Below are 21213 nucleotides of genomic sequence, written 5' to 3' on the forward strand. Positions count from 1 at the left end.
AATCCGCTGCCCACGAGAGCTGCGTTCCGTCATGCTACGTTTCTTCAGCCGCCGGCTGCTCGGCGCGATCGTGATCCTGCTGGCCATCAGCGCGGTCACGTTCTTCCTCTTCTACGCGATACCGCGAGACCCGGCGATGCTCGCCTGCGGTAAGAACTGCACGCCGGACGCGCTGGAAGTCATCCGCAAGAACATGGGCATCGACAAGCCCGTACCGGTGCAGTACTGGGAGTTCATGTCCGGCATCGTCACCGGCCGTGACTTCGCCCAGGGCTCGTGCCCCGCCCCGTGCTTCGGTTACTCCTTCGCCAACTCGGACCCGGTCTGGGACACCATTCTCGACCGCTTCCCGACCACCGTGTCGCTGTCCCTCGGCGGAGCCGTCGTCTTCCTCACCATCGGTCTCGGCGCCGGCATGATCGCCGCCTGGAAGCGCGGCACGCTGGCCGACAAGGTCTTCAGCACCGCCTCCCTCGTGCTCAGCTCGATGCAGATCTACTTCGTCGGGCCGCTGGTGATGGCGCTGCTCGTCTTCAACCTGGGACTTCTCGATCAGCCCAAGTACGTGCCCCTCTCCGAGGATCCGGCCGGCTGGTTCATGGGGCTGCTCATCCCCTGGATGGTCATTCAGATCATCTTCACCGCGAACTACACGCGTCTGTCGCGTTCTTCGATGATCGAGCAGCTGGCCGAGGACCACGTCCGCACGGCCAGGGCGAAGGGCATGTCGGGGAAGTTCGTCTTCTTCCGCTACGCCTGGCGCGGTTCGCTCATCCCGATCGTCACCATCTTCGGTGTGGACCTGGGGTCCCTGCTCGGCGGCGCGATGATCACTGAGTGGACGTTCTCACTCCCGGGGCTCGGGAAGCTCGCGGTCGAATCCGTGGAGCAGACCGACCTCCCCATGGTGATGGGCGTGATGCTCTTCTCGGCGACCTTCATCGTCCTGTTCAACGTCCTCGTGGACGCCGCCTACGCGTTCATCGACCCGCGCGTGCGGCTGGCCTAGGAGTACCGCTGTGAACACCCTGACCAAGGAAGCGGACGTCCCGGCTCCGCGCGACGCGGGCGCCTCCGGTGCGTTCCTGTCCGTACGCGACCTGTACGTCCACTTCGACACCGAGGGCGGCACCGTCAAGGCCGTCGACGGCCTCTCCTTCAACCTGGAGCGCGGCCGCACCCTGGGGATCGTGGGCGAGTCCGGCTCCGGCAAGTCGGTGACCAACCTCTCGATCCTGGGCCTGCACAACCCGCGGAAGACCGCCGTCTCCGGCGAGATCCTGCTGGACGGCCAGGAGTTGACCGGCGCCCGGGAGAAGACCCTGGAGTCGCTGCGCGGCAACAAGATGGCGATGATCTTCCAGGACCCGCTGACGGCGCTCTCGCCGTACTACACCGTGGGCCGCCAGATCTCGGAGCCGTACCGCAAGCACACCGGTGCCTCCAAGCGTGAGGCGCACCTGCGGGCGGTGGAGATGCTGGACAAGGTCGGCATCCCCAACGCCAAGCTGCGCGTCAACGACTACCCGCACCAGTTCAGCGGCGGCATGCGGCAGCGCGCGATGATCGCCATGGCGCTCGTGTGCAACCCGGACCTGCTCATCGCGGACGAGCCGACGACAGCCCTGGACGTGACCGTCCAGGCGCAGATCCTCGACCTGCTCAAGGACCTCCAGCAGGAGTTCGGTTCGGCGATCATCTTCATCACCCACGACCTGGGCGTCATCGCCAACGTGGCCGACGACATCCTCGTGATGTACGGCGGCCGTGCCGTCGAGCGCGGATCCGTCAAGGAGGTGCTGCGGGAGCCCCGACACCCCTACACCTGGGGCCTGCTGACGTCCATGCCGCGGCTGTCCAGCGACGTCAACGAAGCACTGGTGCCCATCCAGGGCACACCGCCGAGCCTGCTCGCGCCGCCGCCCGGCTGCCCGTTCCACCCGCGCTGCGAGTTCGTCGACCAGGTGGCCGGCGACAAGTCCTGCTCGGGCGACCGGCCCACGCTCCCCGCGGGGCGCGGCGCCGCCTGCCACCTCACGGCCGAGCAGAAGCAGACCTTCTTCATCGAGCAGATCAAGCCCCGGCTGGGCTAGGGAGTATGACAATGAGCGAAGAACTCACCCTGACCAAGCCGCAGGACGCCGTACCCGGTTCTGGCGAAGCCCTGCTCGAGGTCGAGAACCTGACCAAGCACTTCCCGATCATGGGCGGCTTCCCCTTCAAGCGGCAGGTGGGCGCGGTCCAGGCAGTCGACGGGATCGACCTGAGCGTGATGCCGGGTGAGAGCTTCGGCCTGGTCGGCGAGTCGGGCTGCGGCAAGTCCACGACGGGTCGTCTGCTGACGCGGCTCCTCGAACCCACCAAGGGAAAGATCAGCTACCGGGGCAAGGACATCACGCACGCCAACCGCAGGCAGTTGGCGCCCGTGCGCTCCGAGATCCAGATGATCTTCCAGGACCCGTACTCGTCGCTGAACCCGCGGCAGACGGTGGGCTCCATCATCGGCGGACCGATGGAGGTCAACGGCATCAATCCGCCCGGCGGCCGCGAGAAGCGCATCCAGGAGATGCTGGAGACGGTCGGTCTCAACCCGGAGCACTACAACCGCTTCCCGCACGAGTTCTCCGGCGGACAGCGGCAGCGCATCGGCGTCGCCCGCGCGCTGGCCCTGGAGCCGAAGCTGATCGTGGCGGACGAGCCGGTCTCCGCGCTGGACGTCTCCATCCAGGCCCAGGTCGTCAACCTGCTCCAGCAGGTTCAGCGCGACATGGGCATCGCGTTCGTGTTCATCGCGCACGACCTGGCGATCGTGCGGCACTTCTCGCAGCGCCTCGCGGTGATGTACCTGGGGAAGATCGTCGAGGTCGGCGACCGCGACTCCATCTACAACCGTCCCCGCCACCCGTACACGCACGCGCTGCTCTCCGCCGTTCCCGAAGCCAGGCTCAGCGACGGCGAGGAGGAGGAGCGCGAGCGCATCCGCCTCGCGGGCGACGTGCCCTCGCCGATCAACCCGCCTTCGGGCTGCCGCTTCCGTACGCGCTGCTGGAAGGCGCAGGACAAGTGCGCGACGGAGGACCCGCCGCTCGTCCAGATCTCCGGCAACGCCGCGGGACACCTCACCGCCTGCCACTTCCCGGAGGAGGGATCGACGACCGCCCGCGAGGAGGACGTCATCCTCGACTCGGCCCTCAGGGCGATGGAGAGCTGAACCGGGCCGGCCAGGGGAGCACCGGTTCGCCGGTCGTCCACACCCGGGCCCCGGCACGACGGGCGCCGCCGCGGGAGTCTCCGCGGCGGCGCTTCCGTGTGCGGCGGGGGTGGCAGCCATGGCCCCCGGGCCCCCGATGGACGGCCCGGGGAGCTCCCGCGGGCCCTCAGGTCATGCCGAGCGTCCGCTTGAGGAACGCCACTTGGAGGAGCAGCAGATTCTCCGCGATCTGCTCCTGCGGCGTCATGTGGGTGACACCCGAGAGCGGCAGCATCTCGTGCGGGCGCCCCGCCGCGAGGAGCGCGGAGGAGAGCCGCAGGGTGTGCGCGACCACGACGTTGTCGTCGGCGAGCCCGTGGACGAGCAGCAGCGGCCGCTGCTGCTCGGCGGCGCCGGAGAGGCCGTCGTCCGTGATGAGGGACGTGCGCGCGTACACCTCGGGGTCCTCCTGCGGGGTGCCGCAGTAGCGCTCCGTGTAATGGGTGTCGTACAGCCGCCAGTCGGTGACGGGCGCGCCCGCGACGGCCGTATGGAAGACGTCCGGGCGCCGTAGCACCGCCATCGCGGCCAGGTACCCCCCGTACGACCAGCCGCGGATGCCGACGCGCGACAGGTCCAGCGGGTGGTCCGCCGCGAGGGAGCGGAGCGCTTCGACCTGGTCGTCGAGTGTGACGTCCGCGATGTCGCGGGACACCGCCTTCTCCCACGCGGGCGAGTGGCCCGGGGTACCGCGGCCGTCCGCGACGACCACGGCGAAACCCTGGTCCGCGAACCACTGCGACGTCAGGTAGGCGTTGTGGGCGGCCACCACACGCTGTCCGTGCGGACCGCCGTACGGGTCCATGAGGACGGGAAGCGGACCGTCGGCTTCCCGGTAGCCCGTGGGCAGTACGACGGCTGCGGGGATGTCCCGCGCGCCTGTACGCGTCAGGAGCGGTGCCGTGCGGAGCTCCGGTTCCTGCGCGTGGGAGGGGACGGTGCCGAGCGGGACGAGCCGCCGCGCGGAAGCGCCGGCCGGGGCGGCCGGGACGTCGGTCCCGGGCAGGCCCAGCACGCTGACACGTGAGCCCGCACGTCCGGGTGCGGCGGTGGACAGTACGAGCGTCGGGCCGCCGCGTACGGCGGACGCAACGTGCGCCGCACCGTCGTCCTCCCCGTCTGCGACGCGCTCACAGTCCGCGACGGAACCGTCGGCGGCGTAGCGGGCGAGGAACACGCCGATGTCTCCGACGCCCCGGGTCAGCGCCTCCGGCCCCTCCTCCCCTGACGGCCCCTCCTCCCCTGACGGGGCCGACGCTCCCGGGGAGGCGGAGAAGAGGATTCCGTCGGCGCTGACGTCGAGCACTGCCCGTACGTGCAGCGTGCCTGCCGTCGCGGCCTCGTCGCCGACCATCAGCGTCCGGGTCCCGGGGGTGTCCTCGATGCGCACGAGGCGGCCGTCCGGGGTCCATGCCGGGACGCCGGTGAACAGCTCCAGCCAGTCGGGGTCCTGCTCCTCGTGCACCGTGTCGGTGGCGCCCGTTCGCACGTCCACACCGAGGACGCGCTGGGCGCGCTGGTCCCGGGCCTGTACGAGCAGCAGCGGAGGACCGCCGGTCGACCAGTGCACGCGGGCGAGATACGGGTACCGCGCGGAGTCCCACTCGACGGGCCGGAGTTGCTCACCGCGCGGGTCCCCGCCCTCTCCGCCTTCCCCGCCCTCTCCGCCGTCCCCGCCGAGGCTCAGGAGGTGCAGGGAGACCTCGGCGTTGGCTGTGCCGGCCGCCGGGTAGGCCACCTGCGCCGGTTCCTGCTGCGGGTTGGCGGGGTCGGCGATCCACCACCGCTGCACCGGTGCGTCATCCGTACGGGCGACGAGCAGCCGGCTGCTGTCCGGGGACCACCAGAAACCGCGGCTGCGCTGCATCTCCTCGGCCGCGACGAATTCGGCCAATCCGTAGGCGACGGTCCCGGCTTCGGGAGCCGCCAGTTCGCGGTCGCCCGTGCCGTCCGTGCCGATGACGCGCAGGGCGCCGCCGCAGACGTAGGCGATGTGCCGGCCGTCGGGGGACAGCCGGGGATCCACCACGGGTGTGGGTGTGGACAGCTCCTGTGCGCTGCCCGCCAGGAGATCGCTGACGAAGAGACGCCCCGACAGTGCGAAGACGGCACGCTCGACGGCCATGTCAGTGGCATATCCGACGATTCCGGAAGATCCTTCCCGGCTCCGCTCGCGACGGGCGCGCTCCTCCGGGGACAACTCCTCCGCTGCGCCCCCCAGCAGTTCCTCGGGCTCCGCCGCGACGCGCTCCTGTGCTCCACCGTCGTCCCGCACCTGGCGCACCCAGAGGCGATTCGCCCGGTCAGTGCCTCCGGCTGAGCGGAGAAAGACGAGGCGCGAGCCGTCGGGCGAGACGGTGAACGCGCGGGGAGCGCCGAGCGTGAAGCGTTGGGTACGAGCGGACTGACGGGGAAAAGAGGTGGCCATGGGGCAGAGCGTAGGCCGGGCGGGCGCTCGGCGCGGTGGCCGGAACCGAATATGCGCCCCTCTTCTGCTCCCGTGCACCTGGCCCATGCCATCTGACGGGTAGTTATGATCCATTGCGCGAGGCGGGAGCCGGGTATGAAGCCGGTGGCCCGCTCGTGTCATGGGCTCATGCTGTCCGGAACCGTCCGCCGACCGCTCGTACTTGGAGGTGAACCGCCGTGGCACTCTCGATTTCGGCGGTCGTGCTGTTCTTGATCATCGTCGTGCTCCTGGTGAAGAAGTCCGGGCTCAAGGCCGGACACGCGGTGGTCTGCGTGCTGTTGGGCTTCTACCTGGCGAGCTCGTCCGTGGCGCCGACCATCAACGAGCTGACGACGAACGTGGCCGGCATGCTCGGTGACATCAAGTTCTGACGTCATCGTCGTGGTCGTAGGGTCGGGGGCATGAGCGCAGCCCCTGACCGCCGCCTGCTCCTGGTGCACGCACACCCCGACGACGAGTCGATCAACAACGGCGCCACCATGGCCAAGTACGCCGCCGAGGGCGCGCGCGTGACGCTGGTCACGTGCACCCTGGGCGAGGAGGGCGAGGTGATCCCGCCCGAACTGGCCCACCTGGAGCCGCAGCACGGGCAGGACGACTCCGTGCGGAACGATCCCGCTCCCGGCGGACTGACCCCGCTCGCGCGGCACCGTGCGGACGAACTTACGGCTGCCATGCAGGAGTTGGGGGTCGGCGACCACCGCCTCCTCGGCGGCCCGGGCCGCTACCGCGACTCCGGGATGATGGGCCTGCCGACGAACGACCGGCCCGGCAGTTTCTGGCAGGCACCCCTGGACGAGGCGGCGCTGCACCTGGTCCCCGTGATCCGTGAGGTCCGCCCGCAGGTGCTCGTCACCTACGACCCCGACGGGGGTTACGGGCACCCCGACCACATCAAGGCGCACCGCGTCGCGATGCGCGGTGCCGAGCTGGCCGCCGACCCGCGGTGCGAACCCGGCGCCGGCCGTCCGCACGAGGTGGCCCGGATCTACTGGAACTGCGTGCCCCGCACCGCGGTCGAGGAGGGGTTCGCCCGGCTGCGCACGGCCGGTGAGGGCTCCCCGTTCCCGCAGATCGCCCGGGCGTCGGACGTGCCGGGCGTGGTGGACGACACTGCGGTGGACGTCGCCGTCGACGCACGCGCGTACGCGAAGGCGAAGCAGGCCGCCATGCGCGCGCACGCGACGCAGATCACCGTCGTCGACGACTCGTTCGCCCTCTCGAACGGCCTCGGGCAGCCCCTGCTGAGCACCGAGTACTACCGCTCGGCAGGCTCCACGGGGCAGCATGACGGCGGCATCACGGAGGACTTGTTCGCAGGAGCGGGCGTATGAGCGGCGGCAGCGGAGACGGCGGTGCCGGGCGGCAGAGCGCCGGCGGGCAGCGGGACCGGCGGGACGGGCAGCCGCCCCGTGGCGGGCAGTTGCCGTACGGGTGGCCGCAGCCGGTGCCCGCCGCCCGGCCCGCCCGGCTGGGTGTCTACTTCGCGCTGCTCGTACTCGGCGTACTGGCCGGCGTCGCCGGTTCCCTGGTGCAGAGCGGCTGGTTCCCCGGTGGACTGCTGCTCGCGCTCGCCGGAGCGGTCGGACTCTTCTGGGGCGGCGCGAAGTTGTGCCGTACCAGGGTCGGAGCTGCCGCGCCGGGCGCGGGCTGGGCGGTCACCGTGGTGCTGCTGACCACGGCCCGGCCCGAAGGGGACTTCCTCTTCGGAGCGGGAATCGGCTCATATGTCTTTCTCCTCGGCGGGATGCTCGCAGCTGTGATGTGTGCCACGATCGCGCTGCCGGCACCACCGGTGCCAGGGCACAAGTACCACTGACGGGGCGGCTGTCCAGGGGATTACGTGGGACCGGGTCCCGGGGCGGCCGGCCCAAGTATGGTGGTGGCCGCCGGCGAGCCGCTTCGGACAAGCATGATGGGCGGCGAACCCAACCGGGAGTACCTGCTTTGAGTCGTGAAACTGACCGTTCGTCCTCGGGGCCAGAGGGCCAGGGCCGTGGCGGGCCGTACCCGCGGGGCGCAGAGCCGTACGGCTCTGGTGCCGCCGGGAACTCCGCCGATCCCGGAGAGGCCGCAGGCGCCGACCCGAACGCGGGCGCGAAGGGCCGCTCCGGCGACCGCAAGACCGAGACGACGCTGACCACGCGCATCCGGATCAAGATTCCGGGCTCGCGGCCGATTCCGCCCGTCGTGGTACGCAAGACGGTGAACGACGCGGATACCGACGGGACCCCGGGTGACGGCGCCCCGCGTCCGCTCTCGCCGGAGGAGGCGCCCTCCTCGCCCCTGCCGGGTCCGAGGGGCGCGGGCGGCGCTCCCGCTCCGGGAGGGCCCGGCGGCGCCCCGGGCAGCGGCGAGTTCACCCAGGAGACGAGCGACTGGTTCGCCCCCCGCAAGGGGAAGGCGGGTTCCGGGAGTTCCGGGAGTTCCGGAGGAGCGGGCGGCGCGGGTGCCCCCGGCAACTCCGGTGGCCCCGGAGGTGTTCAGGCCGGCGCGGGTACCTCCCCGGGGGCGGCCGAGCCCCTGTACGGCACGCACGACCCGTACGGAGGCGGCAACCCCTACGGCGTCAGCGAGTTGTACGGCCCGAACGCCGCCGACCCGTACGACACCGGCTCGCACCGGCTGCCCGGCGGCGGCACCCCGGCGCACGGCACGCCGTCGATCGGCGGCCCGGAAGGTTTCTCCGGCCCCCCGCCCAGTGCCCCACGGCCGCTGGGCCCAGAAGGGCCTCCGCCTGCGCCCATGGCCGACGGCACAGCAGGACCGACAACCGGCCCGGCACACGGCGACATGCCCCTGCCGCCCAGGCCCGGCGGACCGGTCGAGTCCCCCGCCGGTTCGACTCTCGGACTGGGCGCGGGGCCCGCCCCGTTCGCACCGGGAGGCGCGGGCGAGCACTTGCTGCCTCCGGCCCTCCGCGGCCCTGAGACCCCCGACGACCCCGCCGAACCCGTCGCCAGCGAAACGCTCACGGGCAGGGTCCCGCATGCTCCCGCAGAGGGCTCCAGCCCTCCAGCGGCGCCGCAGTTCCCGGGTGCCGCGGACGACTCCCCGGACTCCGACGACGAGACGTCCTCGGGCGGCCGCTCCAAGCTGGTGCTCGCCGGCGTCGGAATCTTCGGGCTTGTCGGCATCGCCTACGGTGCGGGTTTGCTGCTCGACCACGCCGACGTCCCGAACGGCACCACGGTGCTGGGCGTCGACATCGGCGGCACGAGCAGGCACGAAGCAGTCAACAAGCTCGACGCGGCCTTCGGGGACCGTACGACCCAGCCCTTCCGGATCGAGGCCAACGGCCGGCGGGCCGAGCTCAAGCCGAGCGTCGCGGGTCTGACTCTCGACACCGAGGCCACCGTGCGCGCCGCAGCGGGCCGTGACTACAACCCGGTCACCGTCATCGGCTCCCTCTTCGGCGCCGAACGCGACGCGCAGCCCGCGCTCAAGGTGGACAAGGAGAAGATGGACTCCGCACTGGCGACGGTCTCCAAGCAGACCGGCGACGGCGGTGCTCCCAAGGACGGCGCGGTCAAGTTCATCAAGGGCAAGGCGGTGGCGATCCCGGGGAAGCCGCACAAGGGCATCGACCCCGACAAGGCGAGCATCGCGCTGGAGGAGGCGTACCGCGACCGCGCGGCCACCGGCGACAACAGCCCGGTCCGGCTCCCCGTCTCCCTTCAGCAGCCGCAAATAGGGAAGACGGAACTCGACCGGGCCATCAAGGAGTTCGGCAAGCCGGCGATGTCCGGACTGGTGACCGTCAAGGCGGGCGACGCCTCGATCCAGTTCAGCCCGGAGAAGTCGCTGCCCAAGTTCCTGTCCATGAAGCCGGTCAACGGCACCCTCGTCGACACGTACGACCTGCCGGTGCTCCAGGATCTCTACGGCACGACCTTCGACGGTGTGAAGATCACGCGCGGCGACGGCAGCAAGTCCCCGGTCACGCCGCAGGACGTGGCGGGCGCGCTGCGGCTCGCGTTGAAAGAGACGGACCCGGCCAAGCGCGTCCAGGAGATCCCGCTCAACCCCCAGTGAGCCGGCAGCCGCGGGAACCTCGCACCGGGCGTGAGCCTGGCCCGGCGTGAACCCGTGCCGCGCCGAACGGTGCCGCGCCGAACCCGTGCCCCGCCGTCGGGCACCGGCGGCGCCACCGCGTCGGTCACGTCAGTTCAGTCGCGCCCTCGCCGCGTGCGCCGCCTTGTGCACGGCCTCCGCCGTCTCGGGCTCCACCTGTGCGACGGCTTCCGCGTACTCCTCCATCTCGGCGGCACCGCCGGGGAAGTCCCCGCGCTCCACGAGCAGTTGACCGAGCTCGTAGCGGAGACGCGCCGGGTGGCGGGGCAGCAGCAAGGACAGCTCCAGCGCCCACAGCTGGACGCTGGAGTGTTCCGGACGTGCCGCCGCCCACGCCCGGATGTTGTTGAGGATCCGCAGCACGATGTCGAGCGGGCCGGCCGGCTGGAGCATCGCCGGGGAGAGCGCCGTGGGGGAGCCGGTCGCTCCCGCGACCACCGCTTCCAGCTCTCCGGCGTGGAGCAGGCGTCCTCCGTCGTAGGGGTCGGCGAACGCCTGCGCGCCTCCGGCATCACCGGGATCGCCGAAGCCGACGACGAAGTGACCGGGCAGCCCCACCCCGTACACCGGCGCACCTGCCCGCCGCGCCACCTCCGTCCAGACGACCGAGAGCAGGATCGGCAGTCCTCGCCGGAGCTTCAGCACCGACTGGAGCAGCGACGACTCAAGCCGCCGGTAGTCGTCCGGGTTGCCTCTGAAGCCCATCTCCTCACCCAGCAGCCGGCGGAGCTCCGTGGCCCATCGTTCGGGCGTGCGTGCAGGCGCGTAGGGCAACAGACCGGCCAGCCTGTCCAGTTCGATCTGCGCGTCGAGTACGCCCGACTCGTCCGCGGCCACGTCCACGGGCGCATGCCGCACACCCGCCCGTACCCGCCCCGAGGGAACGGTCGCCGCCTCGACGCCGATCAGCAGGCACAACAGCGCCAGATCCGGTCGCTCCTCCCGCGCGGCTTCCGCGAACCGCTGTCTGTTGCTGCGCTCGTCGCCGTCCCCGCCCGTGCTTGCCTGCTCATCCGGCATGAGAACTCTCCTGGGGGGCGCGGCGGTAGTGGTAGGCGTGGTGGTCGGCGAAGCCCAGCCGGTCGTAGAGGGCACGGGCGGCGGCGTTGTCGCTCTCCACCTGGAGGTAGGCGGCCGACGCGCCCTCGGCGAGCGCCTGCCGGGCCAACTCGGCCATCACGGCGGTCCCCAGGCCCTCCCGCCGCCGGTCCGGCGCGACCTCGACGGCGGCGAAGCCCGCCCACCGTCCGTCGGTCACACACCGTCCGATGGCACTGGGCCCTTCCCGGCCGGGATCCCCGGGCACGGTGGCGAACCAGACGGACGGACCGCCGGTCAGCACCCGCCAGGCCGCTTCGGGCAGTTGCCCGGACCGCGGATAGAGGGAGAGCCACTCCTCGTCCGGTGTGCGGCTGAGCCGCACCCTCGGGTCCGGTTCCCTGTCGGCGAGGGGCGCCAGTGCGGCGATACGCAGCAGCGCGTAGCGTTCGCCGCTCCAGCCGCGCCGTTCCAGCTCCGCGGCGAGGAGTTCGTCGGTCCGTTCGCCGCCCGTGGTGACCTGCACGCGCGGCACCAGGTTCCGTGCCTCGTACCAGCGCTGCGCCGCCGTGACGGCCTCCTCCAGCGGCATCCCCGGATCGTCGAGCGGCAGTACGGAGTTGGCGCGTGCGGTGAAGCCGTCGCGCCGGGCTGCCGCCGCCCCGTCCGGGTGGGCGACGCTGCCGGACGGCTCCGAAGTGCTGGCCCTCAGTGTCCATCCGCCCAGTCGCCCGGTCTCCGCCGCGGGCCACCCGCGGGCCGCCACCTCGGCCAGTTCACGTACGCTCGCCACCGGAAGCCCCCTGCGGCGGGCCGGAGCGGCGGGCACGACCTTGCCGGCCACCAGCGCCGCCTCGTCGATCGGAACGCTCTGTCCACCACGGCGGGTGATGTGGAGTACACCCTCTTTCCAGGATGTGAGAACTCCGACCGTGTCGGTGAAGGTGGCGTGCCGTCCGCCGGATCCGGTCAAAGACCTCACCGAGACGCGTTTTCCCACGTCAGACGCGGTGATCCGGACTTCGAGGCGTCCGCCCGTGGTGAATTCCACAGCTCTACCCGCCCCTCCTGTTCGTCTCCGTACCGGGAACGGAGATACTAGGACGGGCATCGACGACGCCGCGCTCCCGCGCGCCCAGCGGCGGAGCCGGACACCGGTCCGCCGGCCCTATTGAGGAGGAACGACAGCGTGACCTACGTCATCGCGGAGCCTTGTGTCGACCTTAAGGACAAGGCCTGCATCGAGGAGTGCCCCGTCGACTGCATCTACGAGGGCCAGCGGTCCTTGTACATCCACCCGGACGAATGCGTCGACTGCGGGGCCTGCGAACCGGTCTGCCCGGTCGAGGCGATCTTCTACGAGGACGACACTCCCGAAGAGTGGAAGGACTACTACAAGGCGAACGTCGAGTTCTTCGACGAGCTCGGTTCGCCCGGTGGCGCCAGCAAGCTCGGCCTGATCGAGCGGGACCACCCGGTCATCGCCGCGCTCCCTCCGCAGAGCCACGACGAGTGACGACGACCGGGCAGCCGCCGCCGGGAGCGGCGGTTCCCGGCGCAGGCCGGTAGTCCCCGTCCGTAAGTCCCGTCCGTGGTCCCGCACGGCAGACCGGCACGACCGGCTGCCGTGCGGGACTGCGGCGTTTCCCACCGGAAAGTGAGTCACCCCGTGCCCCCTTCACCCGTCTCCGGGCTGCTCCCCGTCTTCCCCTGGGACAAGCTGGAGCCGTACAAGGCAGCTGCCGCGGCGCACGCCGACGGGATCGTGGACCTGTCCGTGGGCACGCCCGTCGACCCCGTCCCCGACGTGGTCCGGCAAGCGCTCGCCGACGCCGCGAACAGCCCCGGCTACCCGACGGTGTGGGGCACCGCCGAACTGCGGGACGCGATCACCGGCTGGTGCGAACGCCGTCTCGGTGCCGTCGGAATGACGCACCGGAACGTCCTGCCGGTCGTCGGCTCCAAGGAGCTCGTCGCCTGGCTGCCCACGCAGCTCGGCATCGGCCCCGGCGAGCGCGTGGCGTATCCACGGCTCGCCTACCCGACGTACGAGGTGGGCGCACGGCTCGCCAGGGCGGAGCCCGTACCGACCGACGAGCCGACGGAGCTGGACCCCGAGGGCCTTCGGCTGGTGTGGCTCAACTCCCCCTCCAATCCCACCGGGAAGGTGCTGGACGCGGGCGAACTGACGCGCACGGTCGCCTGGGCACGCGAACACGGGGTGCTTCTCGTCAGCGACGAGTGCTACCTCGAACTCGGCTGGGAGACCGACCCCGTATCCGTGCTGCACCCCGACGTGTGCGGCGGCAGCTACGAGGGCGTCGTCGCCGTCCACTCGCTCTCGAAGCGCTCCAACCTGGCCGGATACCGGGCCGCGTTCGCCGTCGGCGACGCCTCGGTCCTGGGCGAACTGCTCCAGATCCGCAAGCACGGCGGGATGATGGTGCCCGCGCCCGTGCAGGCGGCGACGGTCGCCGGACTCGGTGACGACGCGCACGTGGCGCAGCAGCGCGAACGGTACGGGGCGCGGCGTGCGGCGCTGCGTGCGGCGCTGGAGGCGAGCGGCTTCCGCATCGAGCACAGTGAGGCGTCGCTCTATCTGTGGGCGACACGGGACGAGCCGTGCTGGGACACCGTCGGCGAGCTCTCCAAGCTCGGTGTGCTGGTCGCACCGGGCGACTTCTACGGCACGGCGGGGGAGCGGTTCGTACGGGTCGCCTTCACGGCGACGGACGAGCGGGTCTCGGAGGCTGTGCGGAGGCTGACGGCCTGAGAGGGCTCGCGGCGGGGCGCCGCACCGGAGACGGGCAAGGGCCGCGGAGAGGCTTCTCCGCGGCCCTTGCCCGTGAGCGATGTGCCGGACGACGGGCTGTGCCCGCCGCGTTGCGCGTCAGAGACCGAGCGGCCCGCTCAGGCCGTTGCCGCCGGTGGCGAGGCCCTGAGCCGGTGCGACACCGCCCAGCGTCGTGCCCGGGCCCTGCGGCAGCTGGGCGTCCGGAAGGGCCGGAACCTTCTCGCGGAGGGCGTCGACGGGGCTGCCGGCGGTCTTGTCCGCGGCCGCCAGGGCGCGCGGACCGGCCGAGCGGGTGTCGGCGACGACAGCCTTCTCGACCTTCGGGGCGGTCTTGTCGAGGGTGCTGGTGGTGCTCTTCGGGGTGAGACCTTCGGCGGTGCTCCGCGCTCCCTCGACGGAGTGGTCGAGCGGGGTGTCCAGGTTGCTCAGCCCGCCCACGTCTGCGGTCGACGGCAGTTCGGCGGCGCTCGCGGCGCCGGCCGTACCGACGACCGAGGCGGCGCCAGCGGCCGTCAGCAGCACGGTCTTGGCGATCCGGCGCGTGAGAGGGAGGGACATGTTGCTCCTTTGACGGAGAGATCTACTGCTACGGAAACGTGATGCCTGCTCGCCGGGAGACTCGCCCGGTCGGGCGCTGTGCCTATCGCCCCGGCAGGGGGGAAAGTTGCGGGTCAGCGGGGTAAAGGATTGGCAATGCGTCGCATAATCGCTTCTCCCAATCCCGTTCCGGAGGTGCGCAGTTGACGCGCAATGCGACGTCAAGGCGCTGCGGTGGCGGGAGTGTTGGCGTCCGGAAGGGACGCGTCGGAGCACAGCGTGCGTCAGCACGGGCGTCCACAAGGGGCCGGGGGAATCCCCCGAAGGTGGAGGGGCGTCGGAGGTGTCGGACGGACCGGCTTCTCGGTGCCCTAGTCGGCCGTGGCCAGCCTCATGCGCACCGATGTCTGCTTGCTTCCCGTGCCGCTGTCCGAGCCCTCGCGGGTGCGCCAGCCCTGCTCCGAACTGGACGCGTCCCAGACGCGGTCGCCGAACGAGACCTGCGCGATGTGCAGTTCCGAGGCGTGTGCCACCGCCCAGTGGGCCAGTTCCCAGCCGCGCTCGTCCGCCCTTGCGGGGATGCGGACTTCGGGCTCCTTGCCGTCCGCCGACAGCCGGGCGGCGGCCTGTGTCCTGCTGTAGCCGCCGGCGCTCTCACGCGCGTCGCCGCCGTCGCTCTCGCGCAGGCCGACACCTTCGGCGGCAGCGGCCGGCACCGGCTTCTCCGATCCGGCCAGCACGTCCTTGCCGAACTCCCGCATCAGCCGCTCCCGTACCTGCGCGGGGCTGCCCGCCTTGCCGTCACCGCCCGCAGGGCCCGTCGTGCAGTTGAAGGCCGCGGCACGGCGGCCCGTCAACGCGGCGGTGAGAAGCGAGGCGTTGGCCTCGTGCTTCGCGTACGCCTGCGGGTAGCCGCTGCGCTGTACGCGCTGTGCCGCCACTGTGAGCGGCAGGCGCGAGTAGCCCGGGATGCGCACGAGACGGTCGTAGAACTTCCCCGAGGAGTACACGGGATCGGTGATCTGCTTCTGCGTCCCCCAGCCCTGTGAAGGCCGCTGCTGGAAGAGTCCGAGCGAGTCGCGGTCCCCGTGGCTGATGTTGCGCAGCGAGGACTCCTGCATCGCCGTGGCCAGCGCTATCGTGACGGCCCGCTCCGGCAGCCGCCGCTGTGAGCCGACCGCCGTGATGGTGGCGGCGTTGGCCGCCTGCTCCGGCCTCAGCTCGTAGTCCTTCGACTCGGCGCCGGCCGTACTGACGGTGCATCGCGCCGGCCCGGTGGCGCTGGTGACGTACTGAGCGGCGACGTAGCCGGCGATCGAGAACAGCACGGCGAACGCCGCAGCTATCCGCAGCTTCTTCGCGTGAGGCTTCGTGGGGCGGGTATCGGAGCGGGACACGGGCACCAAGGTAGCCGGTACGCCAACATCCCAGGGCCGTAGGCTGTTTTCATGCCGCACTACGCACTGGATCTGCAGCAGGACGCCGCCCTGCTCACCGCTCAGCTCGTCGACATTCCCTCCGAGAGCGGGAATGAGCGGGCCATCGCGGACGCCGTCGAGGAGGCACTGCGTCCCCTGCCGCATCTGAGCGTCGACCGGTACGGCGACAACGTCGTCGCCCGCACCCGCTTCGGGCTGCCCGAGCGGGTCGTCCTGGCAGGGCACATCGACACCGTCCCCATCGCGGACAACGTGCCCTCCCGGCTGGACGAGCACGGGGTGCTGTGGGGATGCGGCACCAGCGACATGAAGGCGGGCGTGGCCGTGCAGCTGCGCATCGCGGCGACCGTGCAGCAGCCCAACCGCGACCTGACGTTCGTCTTCTACGACAACGAGGAGGTGGAGGCCCACCGCAACGGTCTCGGGCACGTCGCCGCCGCGCACCCCGACTGGCTGGCGGGCGACTTCGCCGTACTCCTCGAACCCTCCAGCGGCCACGTCGAAGGCGGCTGCCAGGGAACGCTGCGCGTGGAACTGCGGACCAGCGGCGTCCGCGCGCACTCCGCCCGCGGCTGGCTGGGCGAGAACGCCGTGCACGGCGCCGCTCCGGTCCTGGCCCGGCTCGCCGGGTACGAGCCGAGGCGGAAGGTGATCGACGGCCTGGAGTACCGCGAGGGGCTCAACGCCGTGCGCATCGAGGGCGGCGTCGCGGGCAACGTCATCCCCGACGTCTGCACCGTCACCGTCAACTACCGCTACGCGCCGGACCTGGACGAGGAGCAGGCGCTGGCCCACGTGCGGGAGGTCTTCGCGGGGTGCGGGGACTGGGAGCTGACGGTCACCGACAGCTCGCCCGGCGCTCTGCCCGGACTGTCGCACCCGGTGGCGAAGGCGTTCATCGACGCCGTCGGCGGCGAGCCCGAGCCCAAGTACGGATGGACGGACGTCTCCCGCTTCAGCGCGCTCGGCGTGCCCGCCGTCAACTACGGGCCGGGCGATCCGAACCTCGCGCACAAGCGGGACGAGCACGTGGAGACGGCGAAGATCCTGCACTGCGAGGAGCGGCTGCACGCCTGGCTGACGTCCTGAGCGGCCGGTCCGGCCCGTCCGCCCGCGGGGGAGGTCTTCCGGAAGGGGTCTCCGTTCGCCTCGCGGTCACGGGTTCGGCGGCGGGAATCCCGCTGCGTGTCAACTCCGTTCCGGCCGTCCCTGCGTACGCTGAAACGAATGATCGCAGTCGGAGGGAGCACGAGATGAGCAGCCCGGAGAGTGGGCAGAAGCCGCGTGAGCAGCGTCTGGGCCCAGTGGTGCGCCGCCGTAAGCAGATGCAGGCCGAGACGACCGACCAGCGGCTGCTGGACACGACCGGGCCGGCCGACTGGGTCCACGAGGACCCGTGGCGGGTCATGCGCATCCAGTCGGAGTTCGTCGAGGGCTTCGGCGCGCTCGCCGAACTCGGCCCCGCCATCAGCGTCTTCGGATCCGCCCGTACGCCCCTGGACTCACCGGAGTACGAGGCGGGCGTACGCATCGGCCGGGCGCTCACCGAGGCGGGCTTCGGCGTGATCACCGGAGGCGGGCCGGGCGCGATGGAGGCCGCGAACAAGGGGGCGCTGGAGGCGGGCGGCACCTCGGTCGGGCTGGGCATCGAGCTCCCCTTCGAACAGGGGCTGAACCAGTACGTCGACATCGGCGTCAACTTCCGCTACTTCTTCGTGCGCAAGACGATGTTCGTGAAGTACGCGCAGGGCTTCGTGGTGCTGCCCGGCGGACTGGGCACGCTGGACGAGCTCTTCGAGGCGATGACCCTGGTGCAGACGCGGAAGGTGACCCGCTTCCCGATCGTCCTCTTCGGGAGCGAGTACTGGCAGGGCCTGATCGACTGGGTGCACAAGTCGGTGGTGGCCCAGGGCAAGGCGTCCGCACGGGACATCGAGCTCTTCCACGTCACGGATGACATCGAGGAGGCCGTCGCGGTGGTCACCAAGGAAGCCGGCTGAACCAGCCGGCCCGGTCACGTCCCTAGGCGAGCCCGCGCCTGGCCACGGCGGGCGGCCGGTGTCCCGCGACGGACGCGACCATGTCGAGCACCTCCCGGGTCTCGGCGACCTCGTGGACGCGGAAGACCCGCGCGCCGAGCCACGCCGAGACCGCCGTCGTGGCGAGCGTGCCGGTCAGCCGCTCCTTGACCGGCTTGTCCAGCGTCTCGCCGACGAAGTCCTTGTTGGACAGGGACACGAGGACGGGCCAGCCGGTGCGGGTCATCTCCTCCAGCCCCCGGGTGGCTTCGAGCGAGTGCCGCGTGCTCTTGCCGAAGTCGTGGCCCGGGTCGATGAGGACGGCGTCCCTGCGCACACCGAGAGCGACGGCACGCTCGGCCAGGCCGAGGGTCACCCTGAGGATGTCGGCCAGCACGCCGCCCTCGCCGTCGTAACTCACCCTGTGCGGGCGGGTGCGGGGTTCGGCGCCCCCGGCGTGCGTACAGACCAGGCCCGCGCCGTGCCGGGCGGCGACCTGTGCGAGCTCCGGGTCGACGCCGCCCCAGGCGTCGTTGATCAGATCGGCCCCCGCCGCGCAGACCGCCTCGCCGACCTCGTGCCGCCAGGTGTCGACGCTGATGACGACGTCCGGATGCCGTCTGCGTACCTCGGCGACGAATCCCGCCGTGCGGCGCACCTCTTCCTCGGCCGTCACCTCGTCGCCGGGCCCGGCCTTCACACCGCCGACGTCGATGATGGCGGCGCCCTCGGCCACTGCCTGCTCGACGCGTTCCAGAGCCGGTTCGTCGCGGAAGGTGGCGCCCCGGTCGTAGAAGGAGTCGGGCGTCCGGTTCACGATGGCCATGATCACGCTCTCGTGCAGCCCGAACTCGCGTGTCCCCAGGCGCAGCATCCGCCATCCCTTCGGTCAGAACAGGGGGTTCCACGCCGGTTCCTCCCCGGTGCCGACCTTAACCGGCGGGAAGCGGCGGTCCCCTTGGGGATCGGGCCGGTGTGTGTCGGCGGGGCGTGACACGATCGGGGACCATGGACTGCCGTAGTCATCCGGACGGACGTCGGGGGAGTTGGCCGTGTTCTGGTTCCTGCTGATCTCGCTTGCCGTGGTCGTCGCCGCGGTCACGCTCGCCGTGGTGAGCAGCGGCGGTGAGCGCGGCCGCGCCGCGTCGGGCGGGCTCGCCGACAGCTGGCCCGACCAGCTCGACGAGCCCCTTCCCGCCTCGCGCCCGGTGAGCCGCGCCGACGTCGACGCGTTGCGCCTGCCCGTCACCGCCCGCGGGTACCGCATGCAGCAGGTCGACGACGTGCTGGACCGCCTCGGTGCGGAACTGGCCGAGCGCGACGCCCGCATCGCGGAACTGGAGTCGGCACTGGCCGGTGCACAGGCCACGGCGATGGGGAGCGAGGCGTACGGCGGCCCCGGCACGGGGAACGCCGGAGGCGCCGCCGGCCGCCGCGACAACGGCGGCAGCGGCATCGTCCGTGGCGACGGTTCCGTCCAGGACGGCACGGAGCGCCCCGATGAGCGCTGAGGAGGGAACCGCGCGGCCCGGCCCGGACGGGCGGCTCCGCTGCCCCTGGGGCCTTTCGGCCGAGGACTACATCGCGTACCACGACACCGAGTGGGGCCGCGCCGTGCACGGCGACGACGCACTTTACGAACGCCTCTCACTGGAGGCGTTCCAGTCCGGTCTGTCCTGGCTGACGATCCTGCGCCGCCGCGAAGGCTTCCGTGCCGCCTTCGCGGGCTTCCGCATCGAGGAGGTGGCGGCCTTCACGGAGGCGGACGAGGCGCGCCTCCTGGCCGACACCGGCATCATCCGCAACCGCGCGAAGATCCAGGCGGCCGTCGCCAACGCGAAGGTCGCAGCCGCGCTGGGCGAGGGCGAACTCGACGCGCTGATCTGGTCCTACGCCCCCGACCCCGCGCGCAGAGCCGCACCCCGCACGCACGCCGACATCCCCGCCGTGACGGCCGAGTCGACGGCTCTCGCCAAGGACTTGAAGAAGCGAGGGTTCCGCTTCGTCGGGCCGACGACGGCGTACGCACTGATGCAGGCCTGCGGCCTGGTCAACGATCATCTGGCCGACTGCTGGGTGCGGGAGCGCATGCACGAGCCGGCGGAGTGATGCGCGGGCGGCGCGTCAGCGGCCCGTGAAGCGGGGCTTCTCCTTCTTCACGAAAGCCTCGACCGCGGCCTTGTGATCCTGCGACGCGCCTGCGCGTACCTGGAGTTCCGCCTCCTTCTCCAGCGTCTCGGCCAGCGAGTGGCCCGCGCCGAAGGCCAGCGACTCCTTGATCGCCGCGTAGGCCGCCGTGGGCCCCTGCGCCAACTCCCTTGCCACAGCGGCAGCCTGCTCCGCCAGCTCGCCGTCCGGGACGACGCGGTGCACCAGGCCCAGCTCCAGCGCCTCGCCGGACCGCACGCTGCGCGGGAAGAGCAGCAGGTCGGCGGCGCGTCCCGGACCGACGAGGCGGGGCAGCGTCCACGAGATGCCGGAGTCGGCCGTGAGCGCGATCCCGGCGAAGGAGGTGTTGAAAGCGGCCGATTCTGCGATCAGGCGGTAGTCGGCTGCGAAGGCGAAGCCCGCACCGGCGCCTGCAGCCACTCCGTTGACCCCCGCGACGACCGGTTTCGGCATGCCCGCGATGGCGAGCGTGATGGGGTTGTAGTGCTCCTCGACGGTGCTCAGCGCGTCGCCTCCGCCGCTCTCGAGAGCACCGATGTGTTCCTTGAGGTCCTGGCCGACGCAGAAGGCGCGCCCGTTGCCGGTGAGCAGTACGGCTCGTACGGCTTCGTCCGCCGCCGCCGCGCGGAGGGTGTCGCGCAGCGCCGACTTCAGCTCGTTGCTGAGGGCGTTCATCGCATCCGGGCGGTTGAGGGTGATCGTCGCGAGACCCTCGGTCACGTCATAGAGCACTGTGTCCGACATGGGGCCAGCATGGCCTAGATCAACGGGCGCCGACAGGGTGTCCCGGGGTGCTCGCACGGGTGCAGCGTGTGAACTGTGTCAAACAGTGAGGCGGTCCCGAGGGGCGTCGGCCCCGTGAGGCGGAGCAGTATCGCAGTCTCGCCGCCGGATTGAGTGGTTTTGTGCGAGAGCGAGTGAGAAGAGATGCGACCTCTTGTTGGTCATCGGGTCCTGCCATGCGGGATAATGACCCAGGAGCAATGTGTTCGATGCCGGTGACACGCGAGTTGTCGGCTGCATCAGCTGGTTTCAGGAAGGGGAACGAGCATGGCGGCCATGAAGCCGCGGACGGGTGATGGCCCGCTCGAGGTGACCAAGGAGGGGCGGGGCATCGTCATGCGCGTTCCGCTCGAAGGCGGTGGGCGACTCGTCGTCGAGCTGACCCCGGATGAGGCGACTGCTCTCGGTGAGGAGCTCAAGAAAGTCTGCGGCTGACGGCCGGCAGCCGCGCGGAGCGGCCGGGACGCGGACCGAACGTCCCGCCTTCCGAGAGTCTTCCACTGCCCCGGAGCGCGTCAGGTGCTCCGGGGCAGTCGTGTCCGCGGCCGCCCGACGGGCGCTTCCGCTTCCGGCGCGTGGGGCGCTGCCGCGGGTCCGTCCGCGACTCCGGGCGGCGGGGTGATCAGGGTCATCAGGGTCCC

The 21213-nt window shown here is 71.3% G+C and carries 21 protein-coding genes; 14 read left to right on the plus strand and 7 right to left on the minus strand.

Annotation, left to right across the window (positions count from 1 at the left end):
• The first annotated feature begins 31 nt into the window (after positions 1-31).
• From ACFPA8_RS05245 to ACFPA8_RS05255, 3 genes are read left to right on the plus strand one after another with little or no spacing between them, the layout of a single operon-like run.
• Entirely contained in the window at positions 32-1009 is a 978-nt protein-coding gene (locus tag ACFPA8_RS05245) for an ABC transporter permease (protein WP_386443010.1), read from the plus strand.
• A 10-nt stretch (positions 1010-1019) separates the two neighbouring features.
• Positions 1020-2093, plus strand: a complete 1074-nt coding sequence (locus tag ACFPA8_RS05250; RefSeq protein WP_386443013.1) for an ABC transporter ATP-binding protein — start codon at positions 1020-1022, stop codon at positions 2091-2093.
• A gap of 11 nt (positions 2094-2104) precedes the next feature.
• A complete protein-coding gene (locus ACFPA8_RS05255; RefSeq protein WP_386443016.1) occupies positions 2105-3211 on the plus strand; it encodes an ABC transporter ATP-binding protein in 1107 nt (368 codons plus the stop codon).
• 166 nt (positions 3212-3377) lie between these two features.
• On the opposite strand, the gene ACFPA8_RS05260 is transcribed toward ACFPA8_RS05255, so the two are convergent.
• A complete protein-coding gene (locus tag ACFPA8_RS05260; RefSeq protein ID WP_386443019.1) occupies positions 3378-5678 on the minus strand; it encodes a S9 family peptidase in 2301 nt (766 codons plus the stop codon).
• A gap of 218 nt (positions 5679-5896) precedes the next feature.
• On the opposite strand from ACFPA8_RS05260, the gene ACFPA8_RS05265 reads away from it, so the two are divergent.
• The 4 genes from ACFPA8_RS05265 to ACFPA8_RS05280 all read left to right on the plus strand — a co-directional run bounded on the left by ACFPA8_RS05265 (position 5897) and on the right by ACFPA8_RS05280 (position 9755).
• Positions 5897-6091: a hypothetical protein gene (locus tag ACFPA8_RS05265; protein WP_181764369.1), complete on the plus strand. Its 195-nt coding sequence runs from the start codon at positions 5897-5899 to the stop codon at positions 6089-6091.
• 30 nt (positions 6092-6121) lie between these two features.
• On the plus strand, positions 6122-7054 hold the full coding sequence (mshB, locus tag ACFPA8_RS05270) for an N-acetyl-1-D-myo-inositol-2-amino-2-deoxy-alpha-D-glucopyranoside deacetylase (protein WP_386443022.1): 933 nt from the start codon (positions 6122-6124) through the stop codon (positions 7052-7054).
• A complete protein-coding gene (locus tag ACFPA8_RS05275; protein WP_386443025.1) occupies positions 7051-7539 on the plus strand; it encodes a DUF6113 family protein in 489 nt (162 codons plus the stop codon). Before mshB ends, ACFPA8_RS05275 begins: the two co-directional genes overlap by 4 nt.
• A gap of 128 nt (positions 7540-7667) precedes the next feature.
• Positions 7668-9755 carry a peptidoglycan binding domain-containing protein gene (locus ACFPA8_RS05280; RefSeq protein WP_386443027.1) on the plus strand — a complete coding sequence of 696 codons (2088 nt, stop codon included), beginning with the start codon at positions 7668-7670 and terminating at the stop codon, positions 9753-9755.
• Positions 9756-9884: 129 nt separating this feature from the next.
• Here ACFPA8_RS05280 and ACFPA8_RS05285 read toward each other — a convergent pair whose 3' ends face one another.
• Positions 9885-10814: a transglutaminase-like domain-containing protein gene (locus ACFPA8_RS05285; RefSeq protein ID WP_386443029.1), complete on the minus strand. Its 930-nt coding sequence runs from the start codon at positions 10812-10814 to the stop codon at positions 9885-9887.
• On the minus strand, positions 10804-11883 hold the full coding sequence (locus ACFPA8_RS05290; RefSeq protein ID WP_386443032.1) for a GNAT family N-acetyltransferase: 1080 nt from the start codon (positions 11881-11883) through the stop codon (positions 10804-10806). The genes ACFPA8_RS05285 and ACFPA8_RS05290 overlap by 11 nt, the downstream gene beginning before the upstream one ends.
• 138 nt (positions 11884-12021) lie before the next feature.
• Between ACFPA8_RS05290 and fdxA the strand changes: the two genes are divergently transcribed.
• Both fdxA and dapC read left to right on the plus strand, forming a co-directional pair.
• The gene (gene fdxA / locus ACFPA8_RS05295; protein ID WP_027764481.1) at positions 12022-12348 is read left to right on the plus strand and encodes a ferredoxin; all 327 of its coding nucleotides are present in this window, start codon (positions 12022-12024) and stop codon (positions 12346-12348) included.
• Positions 12349-12501: 153 nt separating this feature from the next.
• Positions 12502-13605, plus strand: a complete 1104-nt coding sequence (gene dapC / locus ACFPA8_RS05300) for a succinyldiaminopimelate transaminase (RefSeq protein ID WP_386443036.1) — start codon at positions 12502-12504, stop codon at positions 13603-13605.
• A 117-nt stretch (positions 13606-13722) separates the two neighbouring features.
• On the opposite strand, the gene ACFPA8_RS05305 is transcribed toward dapC, so the two are convergent.
• Together ACFPA8_RS05305 and ACFPA8_RS05310 are read right to left on the minus strand one after the other, a co-directional pair.
• Positions 13723-14184: an ATP-binding protein gene (locus ACFPA8_RS05305; protein WP_386443039.1), complete on the minus strand. Its 462-nt coding sequence runs from the start codon at positions 14182-14184 to the stop codon at positions 13723-13725.
• A 350-nt stretch (positions 14185-14534) separates the two neighbouring features.
• Positions 14535-15560 (minus strand): VldE C-terminal domain-containing protein, encoded by a 1026-nt coding sequence (locus ACFPA8_RS05310; RefSeq protein ID WP_386443041.1) that lies wholly within the window; start codon positions 15558-15560, stop codon positions 14535-14537.
• A gap of 51 nt (positions 15561-15611) precedes the next feature.
• Here ACFPA8_RS05310 and dapE point away from each other — a divergent pair, with 51 nt between their 5' ends.
• Entirely contained in the window at positions 15612-16691 is a 1080-nt protein-coding gene (gene dapE, locus ACFPA8_RS05315) for a succinyl-diaminopimelate desuccinylase (RefSeq protein ID WP_386443044.1), read from the plus strand.
• Between the two features lie 164 nt (positions 16692-16855).
• Positions 16856-17602, plus strand: coding sequence for an LOG family protein (locus tag ACFPA8_RS05320; RefSeq protein WP_386443047.1), 747 nt, complete (start codon positions 16856-16858; stop codon positions 17600-17602).
• 22 nt (positions 17603-17624) lie between these two features.
• Here ACFPA8_RS05320 and folP read toward each other — a convergent pair whose 3' ends face one another.
• Positions 17625-18494 (minus strand): dihydropteroate synthase, encoded by an 870-nt coding sequence (folP, locus tag ACFPA8_RS05325; protein ID WP_386443049.1) that lies wholly within the window; start codon positions 18492-18494, stop codon positions 17625-17627.
• Between the two features lie 178 nt (positions 18495-18672).
• Here folP and ACFPA8_RS05330 point away from each other — a divergent pair, with 178 nt between their 5' ends.
• Positions 18673-19131, plus strand: coding sequence for a DivIVA domain-containing protein (locus ACFPA8_RS05330; protein WP_386443052.1), 459 nt, complete (start codon positions 18673-18675; stop codon positions 19129-19131).
• Entirely contained in the window at positions 19121-19729 is a 609-nt protein-coding gene (locus tag ACFPA8_RS05335; RefSeq protein ID WP_386443055.1) for a DNA-3-methyladenine glycosylase I, read from the plus strand. Before ACFPA8_RS05330 ends, ACFPA8_RS05335 begins: the two co-directional genes overlap by 11 nt.
• A gap of 15 nt (positions 19730-19744) precedes the next feature.
• Here the strand turns inward: ACFPA8_RS05335 and ACFPA8_RS05340 are convergent, their stop codons facing one another.
• The gene (locus ACFPA8_RS05340; protein ID WP_386443058.1) at positions 19745-20533 is read right to left on the minus strand and encodes an enoyl-CoA hydratase-related protein; all 789 of its coding nucleotides are present in this window, start codon (positions 20531-20533) and stop codon (positions 19745-19747) included.
• A 306-nt stretch (positions 20534-20839) separates the two neighbouring features.
• On the opposite strand from ACFPA8_RS05340, the gene ACFPA8_RS05345 reads away from it, so the two are divergent.
• Entirely contained in the window at positions 20840-21007 is a 168-nt protein-coding gene (locus ACFPA8_RS05345) for a DUF3117 domain-containing protein (protein ID WP_016469583.1), read from the plus strand.
• Positions 21008-21213: the final 206 nt, after the last annotated feature.

This window comes from Streptomyces ovatisporus (assembly GCF_042653885.1).
Lineage (GTDB): Bacteria > Actinomycetota > Actinomycetes > Streptomycetales > Streptomycetaceae > Streptomyces > Streptomyces ovatisporus.